General features: G+C 73.1%; 13 protein-coding genes. 4 read left to right on the forward strand and 9 right to left on the reverse strand.

All coding sequences use genetic code 11. The annotated features are described in order from the left end of the window. Positions 1-162: 162 nt before the first annotated feature. Entirely contained in the window at positions 163-966 is an 804-nt protein-coding gene (locus AB0D49_RS06775) for a TIGR02452 family protein (protein WP_362751816.1), read from the forward strand. A gap of 283 nt (positions 967-1249) precedes the next feature. On the opposite strand, the gene AB0D49_RS06780 is transcribed toward AB0D49_RS06775, so the two are convergent. From AB0D49_RS06780 to AB0D49_RS06800, 5 genes are all read right to left on the reverse strand, one after another. Continuing rightward, entirely contained in the window at positions 1250-1696 is a 447-nt protein-coding gene (locus AB0D49_RS06780; RefSeq protein WP_362751819.1) for a type II toxin-antitoxin system PemK/MazF family toxin, read from the reverse strand. Positions 1697-1746: 50 nt separating this feature from the next. Next, the gene (locus tag AB0D49_RS06785) at positions 1747-3120 is read right to left on the reverse strand and encodes an SPFH domain-containing protein (RefSeq protein WP_362751821.1); all 1374 of its coding nucleotides are present in this window, start codon (positions 3118-3120) and stop codon (positions 1747-1749) included. A 159-nt stretch (positions 3121-3279) separates the two neighbouring features. Then, a complete protein-coding gene (locus AB0D49_RS06790; protein ID WP_362751824.1) occupies positions 3280-3498 on the reverse strand; it encodes a hypothetical protein in 219 nt (72 codons plus the stop codon). Between the two features lie 26 nt (positions 3499-3524). Then, positions 3525-4958, reverse strand: coding sequence for an amidase (locus AB0D49_RS06795; RefSeq protein WP_362751827.1), 1434 nt, complete (start codon positions 4956-4958; stop codon positions 3525-3527). A gap of 279 nt (positions 4959-5237) precedes the next feature. Further along, on the reverse strand, positions 5238-6215 hold the full coding sequence (locus tag AB0D49_RS06800) for an AraC family transcriptional regulator (RefSeq protein ID WP_362751830.1): 978 nt from the start codon (positions 6213-6215) through the stop codon (positions 5238-5240). Between the two features lie 172 nt (positions 6216-6387). On the opposite strand from AB0D49_RS06800, the gene AB0D49_RS06805 reads away from it, so the two are divergent. The 3 genes from AB0D49_RS06805 (at position 6388) to AB0D49_RS06815 (ending at position 8911) form a co-directional block, all read left to right on the forward strand. Continuing rightward, on the forward strand, positions 6388-7137 hold the full coding sequence (locus tag AB0D49_RS06805) for an SDR family oxidoreductase (protein ID WP_362751833.1): 750 nt from the start codon (positions 6388-6390) through the stop codon (positions 7135-7137). A gap of 201 nt (positions 7138-7338) precedes the next feature. After that, the gene (locus AB0D49_RS06810) at positions 7339-8028 is read left to right on the forward strand and encodes an alpha/beta hydrolase (RefSeq protein ID WP_362751836.1); all 690 of its coding nucleotides are present in this window, start codon (positions 7339-7341) and stop codon (positions 8026-8028) included. 46 nt (positions 8029-8074) lie between these two features. Next, on the forward strand, positions 8075-8911 hold the full coding sequence (locus tag AB0D49_RS06815; protein WP_362751839.1) for an alpha/beta hydrolase: 837 nt from the start codon (positions 8075-8077) through the stop codon (positions 8909-8911). Between the two features lie 95 nt (positions 8912-9006). Here the strand turns inward: AB0D49_RS06815 and AB0D49_RS06820 are convergent, their stop codons facing one another. The 4 genes from AB0D49_RS06820 to AB0D49_RS06835 all read right to left on the reverse strand — a co-directional run bounded on the left by AB0D49_RS06820 (position 9007) and on the right by AB0D49_RS06835 (position 15895). Continuing rightward, a complete protein-coding gene (locus AB0D49_RS06820) occupies positions 9007-11859 on the reverse strand; it encodes a LuxR family transcriptional regulator (RefSeq protein ID WP_362751842.1) in 2853 nt (950 codons plus the stop codon). A gap of 177 nt (positions 11860-12036) precedes the next feature. Continuing rightward, the gene (locus AB0D49_RS06825; protein ID WP_362751844.1) at positions 12037-12567 is read right to left on the reverse strand and encodes a hypothetical protein; all 531 of its coding nucleotides are present in this window, start codon (positions 12565-12567) and stop codon (positions 12037-12039) included. Positions 12568-12760: 193 nt separating this feature from the next. Further along, positions 12761-15013: an MMPL family transporter gene (locus tag AB0D49_RS06830; RefSeq protein WP_362751847.1), complete on the reverse strand. Its 2253-nt coding sequence runs from the start codon at positions 15011-15013 to the stop codon at positions 12761-12763. Positions 15014-15331: 318 nt separating this feature from the next. Continuing rightward, positions 15332-15895 (reverse strand): NADPH-dependent FMN reductase, encoded by a 564-nt coding sequence (locus AB0D49_RS06835; RefSeq protein ID WP_362751850.1) that lies wholly within the window; start codon positions 15893-15895, stop codon positions 15332-15334. Positions 15896-15999: the final 104 nt, after the last annotated feature.

Here is a 15999-nt window from a genome sequence, read left to right on the forward strand (position 1 = left end):
CCCTGGGTCGGGTCACCGTCGCCGGGCGGGAAACTCCGTTGCAGCGCCTCCCAGCATCGCTCAGGATCGGTCCATGAGCACGACGGGGGAGTACGGCACCGGTCACGGTGTGTACGGCCGGGCACCGGCCTGCGCGGTCATGGCGTCCACGGGGGTGGCGCCATGAGCGCCCGGCTGCGCGCCCTGGCCCGGGAGACCGAGCGGATCGTCGCCGCGGGCGGCTACCGCACGGCGACCGGGCGTGACATCGATCTCGCCGACCTGGTCGCCCGCGCCGCCGAAGGCACCCGGCTGCACGGCCCGGAACCGGTCGCCGTACCCGCCGCGCCCGCCACCGCCACCACCATCGAGGTGACCGGCGAAAGCAGCCTGGAGGCCGCCCGCCGCCTGGGTGACGGCACGGCGGTGCTGAACTTCGCCTCGGCCCGCAACCCCGGCGGCGGCTATCTCAACGGCGCCCAGGCCCAGGAGGAGGCCCTGTGCCGGGCCTCCGCGCTCCACACCTGTCTGCTGCGCGCCCCCGCGTACTACGACCACCACCGCGCCCACCGGGACCCGTTCTACACGGACCGCGTCATCCACGCCCCCGACGTCCCGGTCTTCCGCGACGACCGGGGCGCCCTCCTGGACACCCCGTTCACCGCCAGCTTCCTCACCTCACCGGCGCCCAACGCGGGAGTGATCCGCCGTACGGCCCCGGACCGCGCCGACCGGATCCCGCGCGCCCTGGCCGTCCGCGCCGAACGGGTCCTGGAGGTCGCGGCGGCCGGGGGACACCGCCGTCTGGTGCTGGGCGCCTGGGGCTGCGGAGTCTTCCAGAACGACCCGGCGACGGTCGCGGGCACCTTCCGCGCCCTGCTGCTCGACGGCCCCTTCAAGGACCGCTTCGCCACGGTGACCTTCGCCGTCCTGGACCGCACCAAGGGCCGGTCGACCCTGGCCGCTTTCGAGACGACCTTCGCCTGACCGGCGCGGCGCCCCGGCCGCCTCCGAAGCGGCCTTAGGCTGACCGGCCCGGCGCCCCGGCCGCCTTCGTGACGGCCCGCGCCCGACCGGCCCCGTGCCCCGGCCGCCTTGGAGACGGGCCTCGCCCGAGAGGCCCGGCGCTCCGGCCGCCTCAGAGACGGCCCTCGTCCGACCGACCCGGCGCTCCGGCCGCATTGGAGACGGGCCTCGCCCGAGAGGCCCGGCGCCCCGGCCGCCTCAGAGACGGCCCTCGCCCGACCGACCCGGCGCCCCCCGGTCACCGTCAGTCCCACCCATACCGCTCCTGGAGCCTGCGCCGTACCGCGTTGAAACGCATCCGGTCCAGCGCGCACGCCTCCCGGCGCATCCCCGCCTCGAACAGCCGCAGCACCCGGTCCACATCCACCCAGGACTCCCGTCCCGACCGGTCCCACGGCCCGCTCCCGATCGGCACCCAGTCCCGCTCGCTGTCATGCCGCTTGCTGGACAGCCGCACGGCGAGAAAACTCCCGCCCGGCTCCCGCGCCACCACCAGCACGGGCCGGTCCTTGCCCCGCCCGTCGTTCTCCTCGTACGGCACCCAGGTCCACACCACCTCACCCGGGTCGGGGTCGCCGTCGTGGGCGGGGGAGTACTCGGTCCGCACCGGCCCGATGGCGTGCGGATCGGTCTCGATGGTCGCGAAGGGCCCGTACCGGCCCGGGACGTTCTCGTCGGTGTACGCAGTCACGGGGGCACCCTAAGGGGCGCCCCCGCTCACCCGCTCACCCGCTCACCCCGTCACACGTCGTCCACGCTCACCTTCTGGACCGGCGGGGTGCCGGGCGAACTGCCGTTCAGGGCGGGCCCGTCGGGCGGGTTCTGGTTCATCGTCGCCAGCAACTGCCTGGCCAGACCCAGCCCCGTACCGCCCATGGTCAGGGCCTTGGCGAACAACTCGCCCATGCCGTCGGCGCCGTTGAGCAGCACCATGTTGTCCACATTGCCGAACGCCGACGCGCCCGCCTGGACGATCTCCGGCCACTTCTCGGCGAGCTGCTGGGCGACCACCGCCTCCTGGTTCTCGGCCAGCGCCGCCGCCCGCGCCTTGATCGCCTCGGCCTCGGCGAGCCCCTTCGCCCGCATCGCCTCCGCCTCCGCGAGCCCCTTGGCCTGGGCGGCGGCGGCCTCCGCCTCACCGGTCGCCCGGGTCTCCTTGGCCCGTGCCTCGGCCACCGAGATCATCGCGTCCCGCTCGGCCTCGGCGAGTGTGCGCTGCTCGTAGGCGCGGGCGTCGGCCGGTTTGCGGACGTCCGCCTGGAGCTGCTGCTCCCGGCGCCGGGCCTCCAGTTCGGCGACCTTGGTCTCCTCGATCACCACCTCCTGCCGGGCCCCGGCCTCGGCCAGCGGCCCCGCCTGCCGGGCCGTCGCCGCCGCCTTGTCCTGCTCGGCCTGGTAGCCCGCCTTCAGGATCTCGCTGTCCCGGGTCGCCTCCGCCATCCGCGCGAACGCCTGCTGCTCGGCCTCGGTGGCCAGCCGGTCGGCGTGCGCCTGCGCGATCCGGGCGTCCCGCTGCACGGCGGCGGTGTGCGGCGCCGACAGGTTCTTGATGTAGCCGGTCGGGTCCTCGATCTCATGGATCTGGAGCGAGTCCACGATCAGCCCCAGCTTCTCCATCTCCGTACCGCAGGCCGCCCGCGCCTGACCGGTCAGTTTCTCCCGGTCGCGGATCATGTCCTCGACGGTCAGCCCGCCGACGATGGCCCGCAGATGCCCGGCGAACACCGTGTGCACCCGCTCCGCCATCAGCTTCTGCTGGTCCAGGAAGCGGCGGGCGGCGTTGGCGATGGACACGAAGTCGTCGCCGACCTTGAAGATGACGACACCCCGCACCTTCAGCGGAATGCCCTGATGGGTCACGCAGTCCACATGCAGTTCGGTCTGGTTCAGGTCGAGGGACAACTTGCGCACCGCCTGCACCCCGGGCAGCACCAGCGTGCCCCGCCCGGTGACGATACGGAATCCCATTCCCTCCTCCAGCCCCTCCAGAGCGTGCTGGGAGCCGGAGATGATGAGCGCCTCATTGGGTTCGGCGACACGCCACATCAGTTTGAAGATGACGATCAGGACGACGACGACGGCGAACGCCGCCCCCGCCAGCAGGCCGACGGACATCGGCAAAGCACCCCCCAGGTGCCGGGTGGCGCCCAGGTCGGGGCACCGGATGTAAGGGGAGTGTGAAGCCGCCCAACGCGCCCTGCCTAGAAGGGGGTTGAGGCTGTTGCGCGCTCGGGACACAGTTGTGTGCCCCTTGATGCGAACCGGCCGGGCGGGTCAGCTCCCGTACATGGCCGAGACATACACCGTGCGCGGCGGCAGATACTCCACCACCGTCACCACCGTGCCCGGCTCGATCCGGTCGGCGCCGGTGGCCGGGTAGGCGAGGAAGTGCTCCGCGCCGCCGCGCACCCGGACGATCACCTCGCCGACGAGCCCGGGACCGATCGTGCCGGTGACCCGTCCCATGAGCCCGACCATCGACGTATCGTCCATGGTCACACCCTAAGGGGCGAACTCGCTCAGACGGCCGGGGAATCCGAGCTGATCCCGGCGCCCGGCCACCGCTCGTGCCAGCGCAGCTCCGCCTCCACCTGGGCGGCCAGCGAGATCAGCAGCGGCTCGCTCCCGGCGGGCCCCAGCAACTGCGCCCCCACCGGCAGCCCGTCCCCGGTGAATCCGGCCGGGACGTTCACCCCGGGCCAGCCCAGCACGTTCCACGGCCAGGCGTAGGGGCACGCGGCGACGATCGCCCGGTTGGTGGCCGTCCCGCCGAGCCCCAGGATCGCGCCGATCTGCGGCGGCGGAATGGCGGTGGTCGGCGCCAGCGCCACGTCGTACCCGGTGAAGAACCTCCCGATCCGGCGGTGCAGGGCCGGTTCCGCCCGGCGGGCCGCCCGCAGCGCCGCCCCGCCGAGCAACCGGCCCAGCCGGGCGGCGTCCCGGGTCCGCTTGTCGAGCAGTCCGGGCGCGGGCACCTCCCGCACCCGCTCGGCGATCCCCGCCGTGGCCCGTGGCATGAACGTCAGCCCGATCTGCCCGTACGGCGGGTCCGCCACCGTCACGTCATGGCCAAGCCCGGCCAGCGTCTGGGCGAGTTGGGTGACCCGGGCGCGGATCTCGGGGTGCAGCCGGGCCGGGAGCGCGGTGAACGGCGGCTTCAGCGCGAGCGCGATCCGCAGCCGACCGGGGTCGCGGCCCACCGCGTCCAACGCCCCGATGGGCGCCGGGCGGTGCGGGTCGTCCCGGTGGTTGCCGCTCGCCGCGTCCAGCAGCAGGGCCGCGTCCGCGACCGTGCGGGCGAGGGTGCCGTTGACGGTGACGCCGTGGAAGGACTCGCCGCGCGGCCAGGTGGAGATCCGTCCGCGCTGCGGCTTGATGCCGACGAGCCCCGTCCAGGCGGCCGGGATGCGTACCGAGCCCGCGCCGTCCGAGCCGAGCGCCGCGGGGACCAGCCCGGCGGCGACGGCGGCGGCCGAACCGCCCGACGAGCCGCCCGGAGTGTGCCCCGGGTGCCAGGGGTTGCGGGTGGCGCCGAACGCGGGTCCCTCGGTGAACGGCCACTGGCCCAGCTCACAGGTGTTGGTCTTGCCGACCACGATCGCCCCGGCCGCGCGCAGCCGCCGCACCGCCTCGCCGTCCTCGGCGACGGGCGGGAACGGTCCCGGGCAGCCGAACGCGGTGGGCTCGCCGGCCACGTCCATGTCGTCCTTGACCGCCAGCGGGACCCCGAGCAGCGGACGCCGGTCGCCCGTGGCGCGTGCGCGGTCGGCCGCGTCCGCCTCCGCGAGCGCGGCCTCGGCCCGCACGATCCGGAAGGCGTTCAGCGTGTCCTGACTCGCCTCGATCCGGGCGAGGGTCCGCTCCACCAGGGCCCGCGCGGTGACCTCACCGGCGGCCAGGGCACGGGCGGTCTCCTGGAGTCCGGCGGCGCGGTCGGTGGGGGTGAGGGACATGGGGTTACCTCCGGTAGCACGGGTTCTACCGAACGGTAACGTCAGAAGGGGGGCGTGGGGGTGGGGTTTGGTGAAGTGGGGGCTTGGGCGGGGCGTTTCGGCGGGGCGCGGGGCGTCCCCCTCCCGGTCGACGTGGCCAAGGTGGGGTGGGTCCCCATGAGGTTCCCCCGGTCGACGTGGCCAAGGTGGGGTCGGTCCCCATGAGATTCCCCCCCCCGGTCGACGTGGCCAAGGTGGGGTCGGTCCCCATAAGGTTCCCCCGGTCCACGTGGCCAGGTGTCAGCTCAGCGCCGCCCCCGCTCTCCCCGCCCCATCCGGCCGTGGGCCGCCCGCCCCGCGCCGGGCCTCCGTCGGTGTCGTGCCGAACTCCTGCCGGAACGCCGTGGCGAACGAGGCATGGCTGCCGAAGCCGCAGGAGTGGGCGATCCGGGCGATCGAGTGCGCGCCCCACTCCGGGCTGGCCAGCCGGGTCCTGGCGAGGTTCAGCCGCTCCTGGCGGATCAGGTCCCGGGGGGTGGTGCCCGCGTCGCGCAGCACCTGCTGCACATAGCGGGTCGACCAGCCGAGCGCCCGCGCGATACCGGTGGCGCCGAGGCCGTCCTCGGTCGCGTGCTCGCGCACATGGCGCCGGATCGACGCCTCCACCAGGGCTCGCTGGCCCACCGGCGCCGAGTCGGTGCCGCCCTCGGCGGCCAGGCAGACCAGGTCCAGCAGCCGGTCGCAGGCGAGGTCGAAGGTGGCCTCCGAGAACGCGGCCCGCTCCTCCTGGAGGGTCGCCACCACCTGCCGGACGACCCGCCCGAGGCCGCGGTCGCCGAGGATCGCCCGGGGCTCGCGGGCCACCGCCGCACTGCGCCGGGTGACGCTGTCGCCCCGCATGATCAGCGAGACGGACCGGAAACCGGCGTCATGGGCGAACGTCAGGGGCCGGTCGATGTCGCACAGCACCATGGTGCCCGCGCCGATCTCGGTGGCGGCGTCCCCCTGCTCCACCCACGCCGCTCCGGCGAGCGGCACCAGCAGTTCGTACGTGCCCCGGGGGTCGGTGCGGATGTGCCGGGTGTCGCGGACGACCTTCGCCTGGCCGCTGGCGCACAGCGCGAGACCGTAGGCGCCGGACCGCTGCCAGTCCAGACGTCCGGACCAGGGCGCCGCCGGATCACACACGCTGATCCGGCCCGCGCCGTGCACCGCGGAGAAGACCTCGTCCCAGTCGCCGACCGAGGAGATCCCCGCTCTCTCATCACAGGAGTACACACCTCATCGTAGCGAACGGCTGTTCGGCGGGCGCCGGTTCTGGCCGGGTGCGCGGCAGGACAAGGTCCGCGCGCCGCCACGAAAGACGGCCGACGGGCCGCCGCCGAGCATGGGAGGGGCGCGGAGCGGTTCCGCGCGGCCCGTTGCCACATGCGAAAGTCCGAGGCATTCCATGGAACAGAATCTGCGGGGGAAGACCGCCCTCGTCACCGGCGGAAGCCGTGGGCTGGGCGCGGCTGCGGCGCGACGGCTGGCCGCCGCCGGAGCGGATGTGGCGATCAGCTACGAACGGTCCGCGGAAAAGGCGGCGGCCGTCGCCGAGGAAATCGAGGAATTCGGCGTACGGGCCCACGCCCGGCGCGCGGATCAGGGCAACCGGGACGAGGTGGTCGCACTGGTCGCCGATGTGGCCGAGCGTTTCGGGCGCATCGACATCCTGGTCAACAACGCGGCCGTGTTCCTCGGCGGCGGTCCGCTGGGATCGCTGGGCCAGGAGGAGTCGCGGCGCCTGTGGGACATCAATGTGCACGGTGTCGTGACCACCACCACCGAGGCGCTGAAACATATGCCGGACGGCGGCCGGATCATCTCCATCGGCACCATCACCGCCCGGCGCGCGTTCGCCGCCGGATTCGGCGACTACTCCGCGACCAAGGCCGCCATCAGCGCGTACGGGCGTTCCTGGGCGCATGAACTGGCCCCGCGTCAGATCACCGTGAACACCGTGGTGTCCGCCTTCGCGCTCACCGACATGGCCATTCCACAGGACAGCGAGATCGGAAAGGTACTGCTTTCCCTCGCGCCTTTCCACCGTTATGCCCGGCCCGCCGAAGTGGCCGCCGCCGTGGGGTTCCTGGCCGGTCCCGAGGCGTCGTACATCACCGGTACCGATCTCGATGTCGACGGCGGCTGGAACGCGTAGACCGTACGCACGGAGAGAGCGGACGGCATGGACTGGATCGGTTTTGCCAGTTCTTGGGCCATTGTTCAGCCGCCGTACAGAACGCGGAATCGACCGGCGTATTTCGGCCGCTCAACTAGGCCATTTTGACGAAGCCTTCCCAGTCGGCGGGTCCTAACTTGTTCCTGCCTTTACCGATTCACCGCACAAAGGAGCCATCTCATGTCAACCGTCAAGAACATCGTCCTCGTGCACGGAGGATTCGTCGACGGCTCCGGCTGGCAGGGGGTGCACCGCATCCTCACCCGCGAGGGGTTCACCGTCAGTGTCGTGCAGAACCCCACCGAGTCCCTCGCGGGCGATGTCACCGCCACCCACCAGGTCATCGAGGCCCAGGACGGGCCCGTCGTGCTCGTCGGCCACTCCTACGGCGGTGTCGTCGTCACCGAGGCCGGACGGCACGACCAGGTCGCCGCGCTCGTCTACATCGCCGCGTTCGCCCCCGACAAGGGCGAGTCCGTCGGCAGCCTGATCGCCGACCCGCCCCCCGGCGCCCCGGTGCCGCCGATCCTGCCTCCGCGCAACGGACAGCTGTTCCTGGACCGGGAGAAGTTCGCCGAGGCGTTCGCCGCCGATCTCGACGCCGAGGACGCCAGGTTCCTCGCCGACTCCCAGGTGCCGTGGGGTCTCGACGCCCTCAACGGCACGGTCACCGAGGCGGCCTGGCACACCAGCCCGAGCTGGTACCTGGTCGCGGGCGACGACCGCATGATCCCGCCGCCCGTCCAGCGCGTCATGGCCGAGCGCGCCGGTGCCACCGTCACCGAGGTCCCCGGCAGCCACGCGGTCTATGTCTCCCGGCCCGAGGCCGTCGCCGAGATCATCAAGCAGGCCGCCACCGCCCAGGGCTGAGCCCTCCCCGCCCCACCCGCAACCCCCGGAACGAGAAGAGAACGACATGCGAAGAACGGTCGTACGCAACGGCCTCATCGCCACCGGCGCCACCGCCGCCGTGGTCGCCGCCCTGCTGGGCACCACGGCCTCGGCCGCCCCGGCGACCGGCCACGACACCGGCACCAAGCCGACCGTGGTCCTGGTGCACGGCGGCTTCGCCGACGCCTCGGCCAGCTGGCAGGGCGTGATCGAGCGGCTCCAGGACGACGGCTACCGGGTGATCGCACCCGCCAACCCGCTGCGCGGACTGCCCACCGACGTGCCCTACCTCCAGAGCGTCCTGAAGTCCGTCAAGGGCCCGGTCGTGCTCGCCGGACACTCCTACGGCGGCGCGGTCATCACCAACGCCGCTGCCGGGAACCCCCAGGTCAAGGCGCTGGTGTACGTCGCCGCGTTCGTGCCCGACGAGGGCGAGCAACTCGGCGCGCTGATCGGCAAGTACCCGGGCACGGAGATCCCCCAGGCCGTCGACGAGGTGCCCTTCCCCCTCCCCGACGGCACCACCGGCACCGACCTCTATCTGAAGGCCGACAAGTTCCGCAGCGCCTTCGCCGCGGACCTGCCCCGCTCGGTCACCAATGTCATGCACGCGGCCCAGCGGCCGTTCAGCGCCTCCTCGTTCACCGATGTCACCGGCGCCGCCGCCTGGCACGACATCCCCTCCTGGGGCATCGTCGCCGGTGCCGACAAGGCCATCCCGCCGGCCCTCCAGCGCTTCGAGTACGACCGCGCCGACGCCCGGGACACCGTCGAGGTCAAGGGCGCCTCCCACTCGGTGATGATCAGCAACCCCGGCACCGTCACCAAGGTCATCAAGGCCGCCGACCGCGCCACCCGCTGACACCCCACACCCCCCCCGCACGACAGCCCGTCCACCGGACGGGCTGTCCGCGTCTGTCCGCGTCTGTCCGCGTCTGTTCGTGTATTCTCGCGTCTTCACCCCCGCTGCCCGCTCAGCGCGTCCCGCAGCCCCGCCCGGGACGTCACATTCAGCTTGGGGAACACATTGCGCAGATGCGCCGCCACCGTGCGCGGCGACAGGAACAACTGCGCGGCGATCTGCTTGTTGGTCAGCCCCGTGGCCGCCAACTGCGCCACCTGCTGCTCCTGCGGAGTGAGCAGCGCCAGCCGCTCCGCGCCCGGCTCCGTCGTCCGCACCGCCACCCCGGTGGCCCGCAGTTCGCCCGCCGCCCGCGCGCTCCACGGCTCCGCGCCCAGCCGCTGGAACGTGCTCAGCGCCGCGTCCAGATGGGTGCGCGCCGCCACCGCCGCCTTCGCCCGGCGCAGCCGCTCCCCGTACGCCAGACAGATCCGCGCCCAGTCGAACGGCCAGCGCTCCGCGCCGGGGGAGCCGATGGCGGCCGTGAACCGCTCATGGTCGACGGTGTCCGGCCGGGCCATCGCCTCGGCGGCGGCGGTCAGCATCGCCAGCCGCGGCGACAGCTCCGGAACACCGCTCTCCCTGACCGCCGTGATGTGCGCGAGCGCCTCGCCGTGCCGTCCGGTCCGCGCCGCCGCCTCGGTGAAGTCGAAGAACAGCCACAGCGCGTGCGCCAGATGCCGGGGCACCTCACCCGGCGTGATCACCGACCGCAACTGGCGGTAGGCCGTCTCGAAGTCCGCGCCGCCCAGCGCCGACAGCGCCCGGATGTGCGCCCCGTACAGCCGCAGCGCGCCGAGCCCCCGGGGATTGCCCCACGACACCAGCCGGTCCGCCAGCTCCCGCGCGTCCTGCTCCCCGCCCCGCGCGGCGCACAGCAACCCGCGCAGATAGTGCCCCACATGGCCCGTCATGCGATAGCTGTACGCCGTGCACCAGCGCAGCCCCTCGTCCACGGTCTCCGTCAGCTCGTCCCACTGCCCGGTGTGGTAGGCGTCGTTGCCCAGCAGGAACAGCGCCTCGATCGCCAGGGTGATGGCCCCGCCGTCCCGCCCGTCGTCGATGACCCGGCGCAGCGCGCTGCGGCACCCCGCCAGCCGGTCGACGTACGAGGCGGCGACGGCCGTACGGACGATCCGGCGCGGGTCGGTCTCCCGGTACAGGCCGGGGATCAGCCGGTCGAGGTCGGCGAGCACGGCGGACCCGCTGTGCGCGGGGTCGCCGAACGCGCCGAACACCACGGGCAGCAAGGTGTCCGAGGACACCGGCCCGATCCGGGACACCGCGTTCTCCCAGGACTCCCACAGCTCGGGCCGCCCGCTGAAGTGACAGAGCATCAGCAGCACATGCAAGGCGTCCCGGACGACGTCGTCGTCCCCGCCACCGCCCTGGACATGGGTGTCGATGGCGACGACGAGCAGCCGGTGGGCGGTGTCGGCGTCGCCCTCGCCGTTGAGCAGCTGACCGGCCGCCGCGACCGCCGCGGCCAGCGAGTCGGCGCCCACCGGGTCGGCCAGGGCCGCGTTGTCCAGCAGCGCGCGGACACTGCGCAGATCACCGGTGATGTTAACGCCCATACAGGCCGCCTCGGCGAGCCGGCGCCCCTTGAGCGGGCCCGTGCTGGACAGTTCGGCCGCGCGCAGCAGCGTGGTGATGGCGCCGACCGCGTCGCCCCGGCGCAGGGTGCTGTAGGCGACCTCGTGCAGCAGCGCCGCCACCTCGTCGTCGGGGCCCACCGCGGCGTCGGCCAGATGCCGCGCCCGGCGTTCGGACCCCTCCGGGAACTCCCCGGCCAGCGCCAGATGCCCCCAGCGGCGCTCCGCGCTGGTCGACCACTCCATGACCGCCGAGCGGGTCAGCGGATGCCGGAACACCAGCCGTCCGGTCACCACGTCCACCTGCACCAGACCCGCCCGCTCGGCCGGGCCCAGCGCCGCGAGACCGGCACCGCCCCGCGCGGCCCGCTCCAGGGTGTGCAGATCGCCGGAGCCGTCCAGCACGGCGAGCAGCAGCAGCTTGCGGGTGGCCTCGGGAAGCGCTCCCACCCGTACGGCGAAGACCGCCTTGAGCCGTTCGGTCAGCGGCAGCACCGCGGGCAGCGGGCCGCGCTCGGTCTGCTGCGCCTCGTTGAGGGTGACCGGCAGCTCCAGCAGCGCGAGCGGATTGCCGCCCGCCTCGGTGACCAGCCGGTGCCGGACCCGGGCGGTCATCGCCGGGAACCGCTCCTCGACCAGCGTGTGTGCCGCGTGCTCGTCCAGGGGCCGGACCTCGTGCCGGGGGATGCCGGAACCGCTGAGGAACGACTCGTCGCCGCTGCGGGCCGCCGCGAACAGCACCATGGCGTTGGAGCGGGCGTAGCGGCCGACCGTCGCCAGCACGGCCGCGCTGGGCCGGTCCAGCCAGGCCGCGTCGTCGATGACCAGCGCCAGCGGCCGGTCGGCGGCGGCGCTGCGGGACAGCAGCACCTGGACGGCGTTGGCCACCGCGAGGAGTTCGGCGGGCTGTTCGTCGGACAGTCCGCGGATCGCCTGGAGAATGCGCGCCTGCCGTTCGGGCAACGCGTCGATCCCCGCCGCGAGGGGCTGGAGTAGCTGGTTGAGCGCCGAGAAGCTGACGCTGCGCTCGAACTGCGTGCCGACCACCCGCATCACCCGGAAACCGGCCCGGTCGGCGCGGACCGCCGCCGCGTCCAGCAGCGCGCTCTTGCCCACCCCCGCCTCCCCGGTGAGCAGCAGCGCGGCTCCCCGTACGGCGGCGGAGCCGAGCAGCGTGTCGAACAGGGCCAGTTCCGCCGCGCGGCCCACCAGCCGGACCGCCGTGGGCACGGCGGGCCCGTCGGTGTCGTCGGCGCCGGTGGCCGGGGCGCCGCACCGGCCGTCCGCCGTGGCCGACGGTGAATGGGACGACATGGCGCCTCCCGTCGTGGTCGAGCTGGTTCGGCGACAGGACGGTGGAGGAGGGAGAAAGTTCGGCGAATTTCCTGTGAACTGCATCACACAATAGGGTGAGTGTCCGTCAAACGGCCTTGCCGGGCCGGGAGTCGTCGCTCCCGTGCCCGGCCAGCCCCGGTGCTTCGCCCGCGTCCGTCAGCTCGCGGCGGGCGGCGAGGGCAGACCCCACTGGGAGTAGTCCAGCTGTCCGTCACCGCTCTTGGTCAGCAGGTCCTTCTTCCCCGAGGCCCAGGAGATGGCGATCTTCTCGCCGTCCGAGATCTCGACCGTCCCCGTGGTCCGGTCGGTGCTGTTCTTGTCGACACAGCTCACCTTGATCGCGGTGTCCTTGAGCGTGCCGTCGCAGGCGTGCCGGGCCGTGCCGTCGTTGCTCTGGTAGGCCAGCATCACCGTGCCCGCCTGGATGATCATGGCCACCTGGTCCACGTCCGACTCACCGAGCCAGCCGCCGTCCAGGGCGGCGGCACCGCTGGCGCCGGTCGCCGCGGGAGACGCCGGGGACGCCGGGGACGCGGGGGTGCTGGGCGAGGCGGCCGGGCTCTCGGCGGACGCCGTCGGCGTGGGGGAGGAGGCCGCGGTGTCCTCGGTGGAGTCACCGCCGCAGCCGGTCAGCAGCAGGGCGCCGAGGCCGGTGGTGGCGAGGGCGAGGAGGGTCGACTTGCGCATGGGAGAGATCTCCGGGTGGTCGAGGGCGTGCGGAATCGCCGCCCGTGTGAGCTAGGTGAGATGAGGTGAGGTGAGGTGAGGTGGGGCGGGATGGAGGTGGGGGTGGGTCGGACTCCCGTCGCGACGCCCGGCCGCCGTGCGTCACACCCCGGTCAGGACGCCGGGCTGCCGCCGGTCCGGGCCGTGCCCGGCGTCACACCCCCGTCGGGACCTCGGGCTGCCGCCGGTCCGGACCGTGCCCGTCCGAACCCCGACCGTCCGGACCGGCCGCCACGGGCCCGCCCTCGCTGAGGCCGAACCGCGCGTGGAACCGGCGCAGTGGGCCGGGCGCGTACCAGGCCGTGCGGCCCAGCAGCCGCATCGCCGCCGGGAGCAGCACCCCGCGCACCGCGACCGCGTCGATGAGGATGGCCAGTCCGCTGCCGAGGCCGAACATCTGCATGAAGCTGACCTTCGCGCTGGCGAAGGCGAAGAAGCCGACGGCGAGCAGACAGGCCGCGGCGCTGACGATCCGCCCGGTGTGGCCGAGACCGTCGACGACGGCGGTGCGGGTGTCCGCGCCCTGGTCGTGGAGTTCCTTGACCCGGCTGGTGACGAACACCTCGTAGTCCATGGACAGACCGAAGGCGATGCAGAACAGCAGCACCGTCATGGAGGTGTCCATCGGCTGCGGGGTGAAGCCGAGCAGGGAGCTGAGATGACCGTCCTGGAAGATCCAGGTCATCGCGCCGATCGCGGCGGCGAGACTGACGATGTTCAGCAGCAGCGCCCGCACCGGCTGGACGACGCTCCCGGTGAACAGGAAGAGCAGGACGAACGTGGTGAGCGCGACCAGCCCGGCGGCGAGCGGCAGCCGTCCGGCGATGGAGTCCTTGGTGTCGACGAGTTCGGCGTCGTCGCCGCCCACCAGGGTGCGGGTGGCGCCCTCGGGGCCGGGGAGCGCGCGGACCGTGCCGACCAGGTCCTGGGCGTCCTCGGAGGCGGGGGCGGCGGTGCCGACGACGCTGATCCGCATGGCGTCCGGCCGCTCCAGGGCCTGTGCCGCCGGGCCGGGGGGCTGCCAGGCGTCCGGGGTGTAGGTGCCGGTGGCCGCCTCGACCCGGCGTACTCCGGGCAGCGCGACGAGGGACTCGGCGTAGGCGTCGAGCGCCTGGTAGCCGATCGTGCCGTCGGCGACGATCTGGACGGCGGACTCGTCGCCCCCGGCGAAGCCGTCGCGCAGGGCGCTGGAGACCTGGCGGCTCCCGGCGTCCTCGGGCAGCACACGTTCGTCGGGGGTGCCGAAGGTGACACCGAGCAGCGGGGCGGCGGCCAGCAGCAGCACGGCCAGCACCGGCAGCCCGGTCAGCGCGGGGCGGCGCATCACGGCACCGGCGAGACGGCCCCAGAACGGCGCCCGATGGCGGCTGGCGGACCGGCGGGGCAGCGGGACGCGCCCCTTGTTGATCCGGTGGCCCAGCAGCATCAGCAGCGCCGGCATCACGAACAGCGTGCCGATCGCGGCGATCACCACGACCCCGACCCCGGCGTAGGCGAACGACCGCAGGAAGTACTGCGGGAACACCAGCAGCGCGGTCAGCGCCACGGCCACGGTCGCCGCCGAGAACATGACGGTCCGTCCGGCGGTGTGCACGGTCGCCCGGACCGCGTCCGCCACCGGCTCCCCGGCGGCCAGCTGCTCCCGGAACCGGCTGATCATGAGCAGTGCGTAGTCGATGCCGAGGCCGAGTCCGAGCGCGGTGGTGAGGTTGACGGCGAAGATCGACACATCGGTCGCGCCGCCCAGCAGTGACAGCTCGGCGAAGGTGCCGGCCACCGCGATGGTGCCGACCACCAGCGGGAGCAGCGCGGCGACGACCCCGCCGAACACGATCAGCAGCAACAGCAGGGTCAGCGGCACCGCGATGATCTCCGCGATCAGCAGGTCCTCCAGCACCTGGTCGGACAGGTCCGCGCTGACCGCCGTACCGCCGCCCGCGCGGACGGTGAGGCCGTCGCGCTGGCCGGTGTAGGTGTCGATGACGTCCCGTGCGTGCTGGTCGCGGGTGGATTCGTCGCCCTCGACATGCGCGAGCACCAGTGCCGCGGTGCCGTCGGTGGACAGCAGGGCCTCGCCGCCGGTGTCCCAGTACGACATGACGTTGGAGAGGGCGTCCTCCGCGCGCAGGGCGGCGACGAGTTTCTCGCCGTCCTGCCGGGCGGTGGCCGCGGTGACCCGGCCGTCGCGGCTGGTGACCAGCAGGACGAGGTTGGTCTCGCCGCCGAACCGGTCGTCGATGATCTGCCGGGCGCGGCTGGACGGGGAGCCGGGGTCGTCGAAGCCGCCGCCGACGAGCTTGCCGAACGCGCCCGCGCCGACCGCCGCCATGGCGGCGACGAGCAGCGCCGCCACGATCAGGATGGCCTTGGGGCGGCGGACGGCCAGTTCTGCCACTCGGTGGAACATGCGCCTATCCCTTCCGAGGGCCGCGGTCGCCGCCGCGGGTGTGCCGGTCGGGCAGGGGCCGGTCGGGGCGTGACGCCCGGCGGGGGGACGGAGTGAGTCTCTGCAATTCAGGCATTTTCTGCTGATTTCTAACGTCTGTGAGCGAGGGACGCCCACAAGACGCCCGATCCCCCGATGAGTTCGCTTTCGCAGACGTGACCTCGGTCACAGAGGTGCCTGAACTGCCCTTCCCCGAGCGGTGATTGACGCGTGACGGCACGTCGAAAAGGGCCGGAGCGGCGTACTCCGGCCCTTCTCCCGTCCCGCGCCCGGCGTGGGTTACGCGGCGGCGGCCGTCCCCGCGTGTCCGTGGACGCGCTCGATGACCTCGGTCAGCTGGGCGACGATCTCGGCGTCGTCGCCCGGGTGGGTCTCGGCGAACCGGGTGACCGAGCCGGGGATGGACAGCTTCACGTCCTCCAGCACCTTGCCGCCCGCGATGCCGACCGCCTTGCGGGCCTCGTCCTGCGCCCAGACGCCGCCGTACTGTCCGAAGGCGGTGCCGAGCACGGCGACCGGCTTCGCGCTGAGCGCGCCACCGCCGTAGGGGCGGGACAGCCAGTCGATGGCGTTCTTCAGCACGGCCGGGATCGTGCCGTTGTACTCGGGGGTGAAGAAGAGGAAGGCGTCCGCCTCGGCGGCGGCGTCCCGCAGCCGCTGGGCGGCGGCGGGGACGCTGCCCGGTACGTCGATGTCCTCGTTGTAGAACGGGACGTCGGCGAGACCCTCGTACAGCGTGACGGTGCTGCCCGCCGGGGCCAGCTTCACCGCGGTCTCGGCGAGCTGGCGGTTGTGGGAGCCGGCGCGGAGGCTGCCGACGAGCGCGAGGAACTGAACGGACATGGGGAACTCCATGGGGGCGTAACGCGGTGGAAACACTGCTGTCATATCCGGACCGAGGTCCGTTTATGTTGTAGCACCCTAAGCGGACCACGGTCCAGTTTCAT

Origin of the sequence: Streptomyces sp. NPDC048290, from assembly GCF_040652095.1 — a bacterium.
GTDB lineage: Bacteria > Actinomycetota > Actinomycetes > Streptomycetales > Streptomycetaceae > Streptomyces.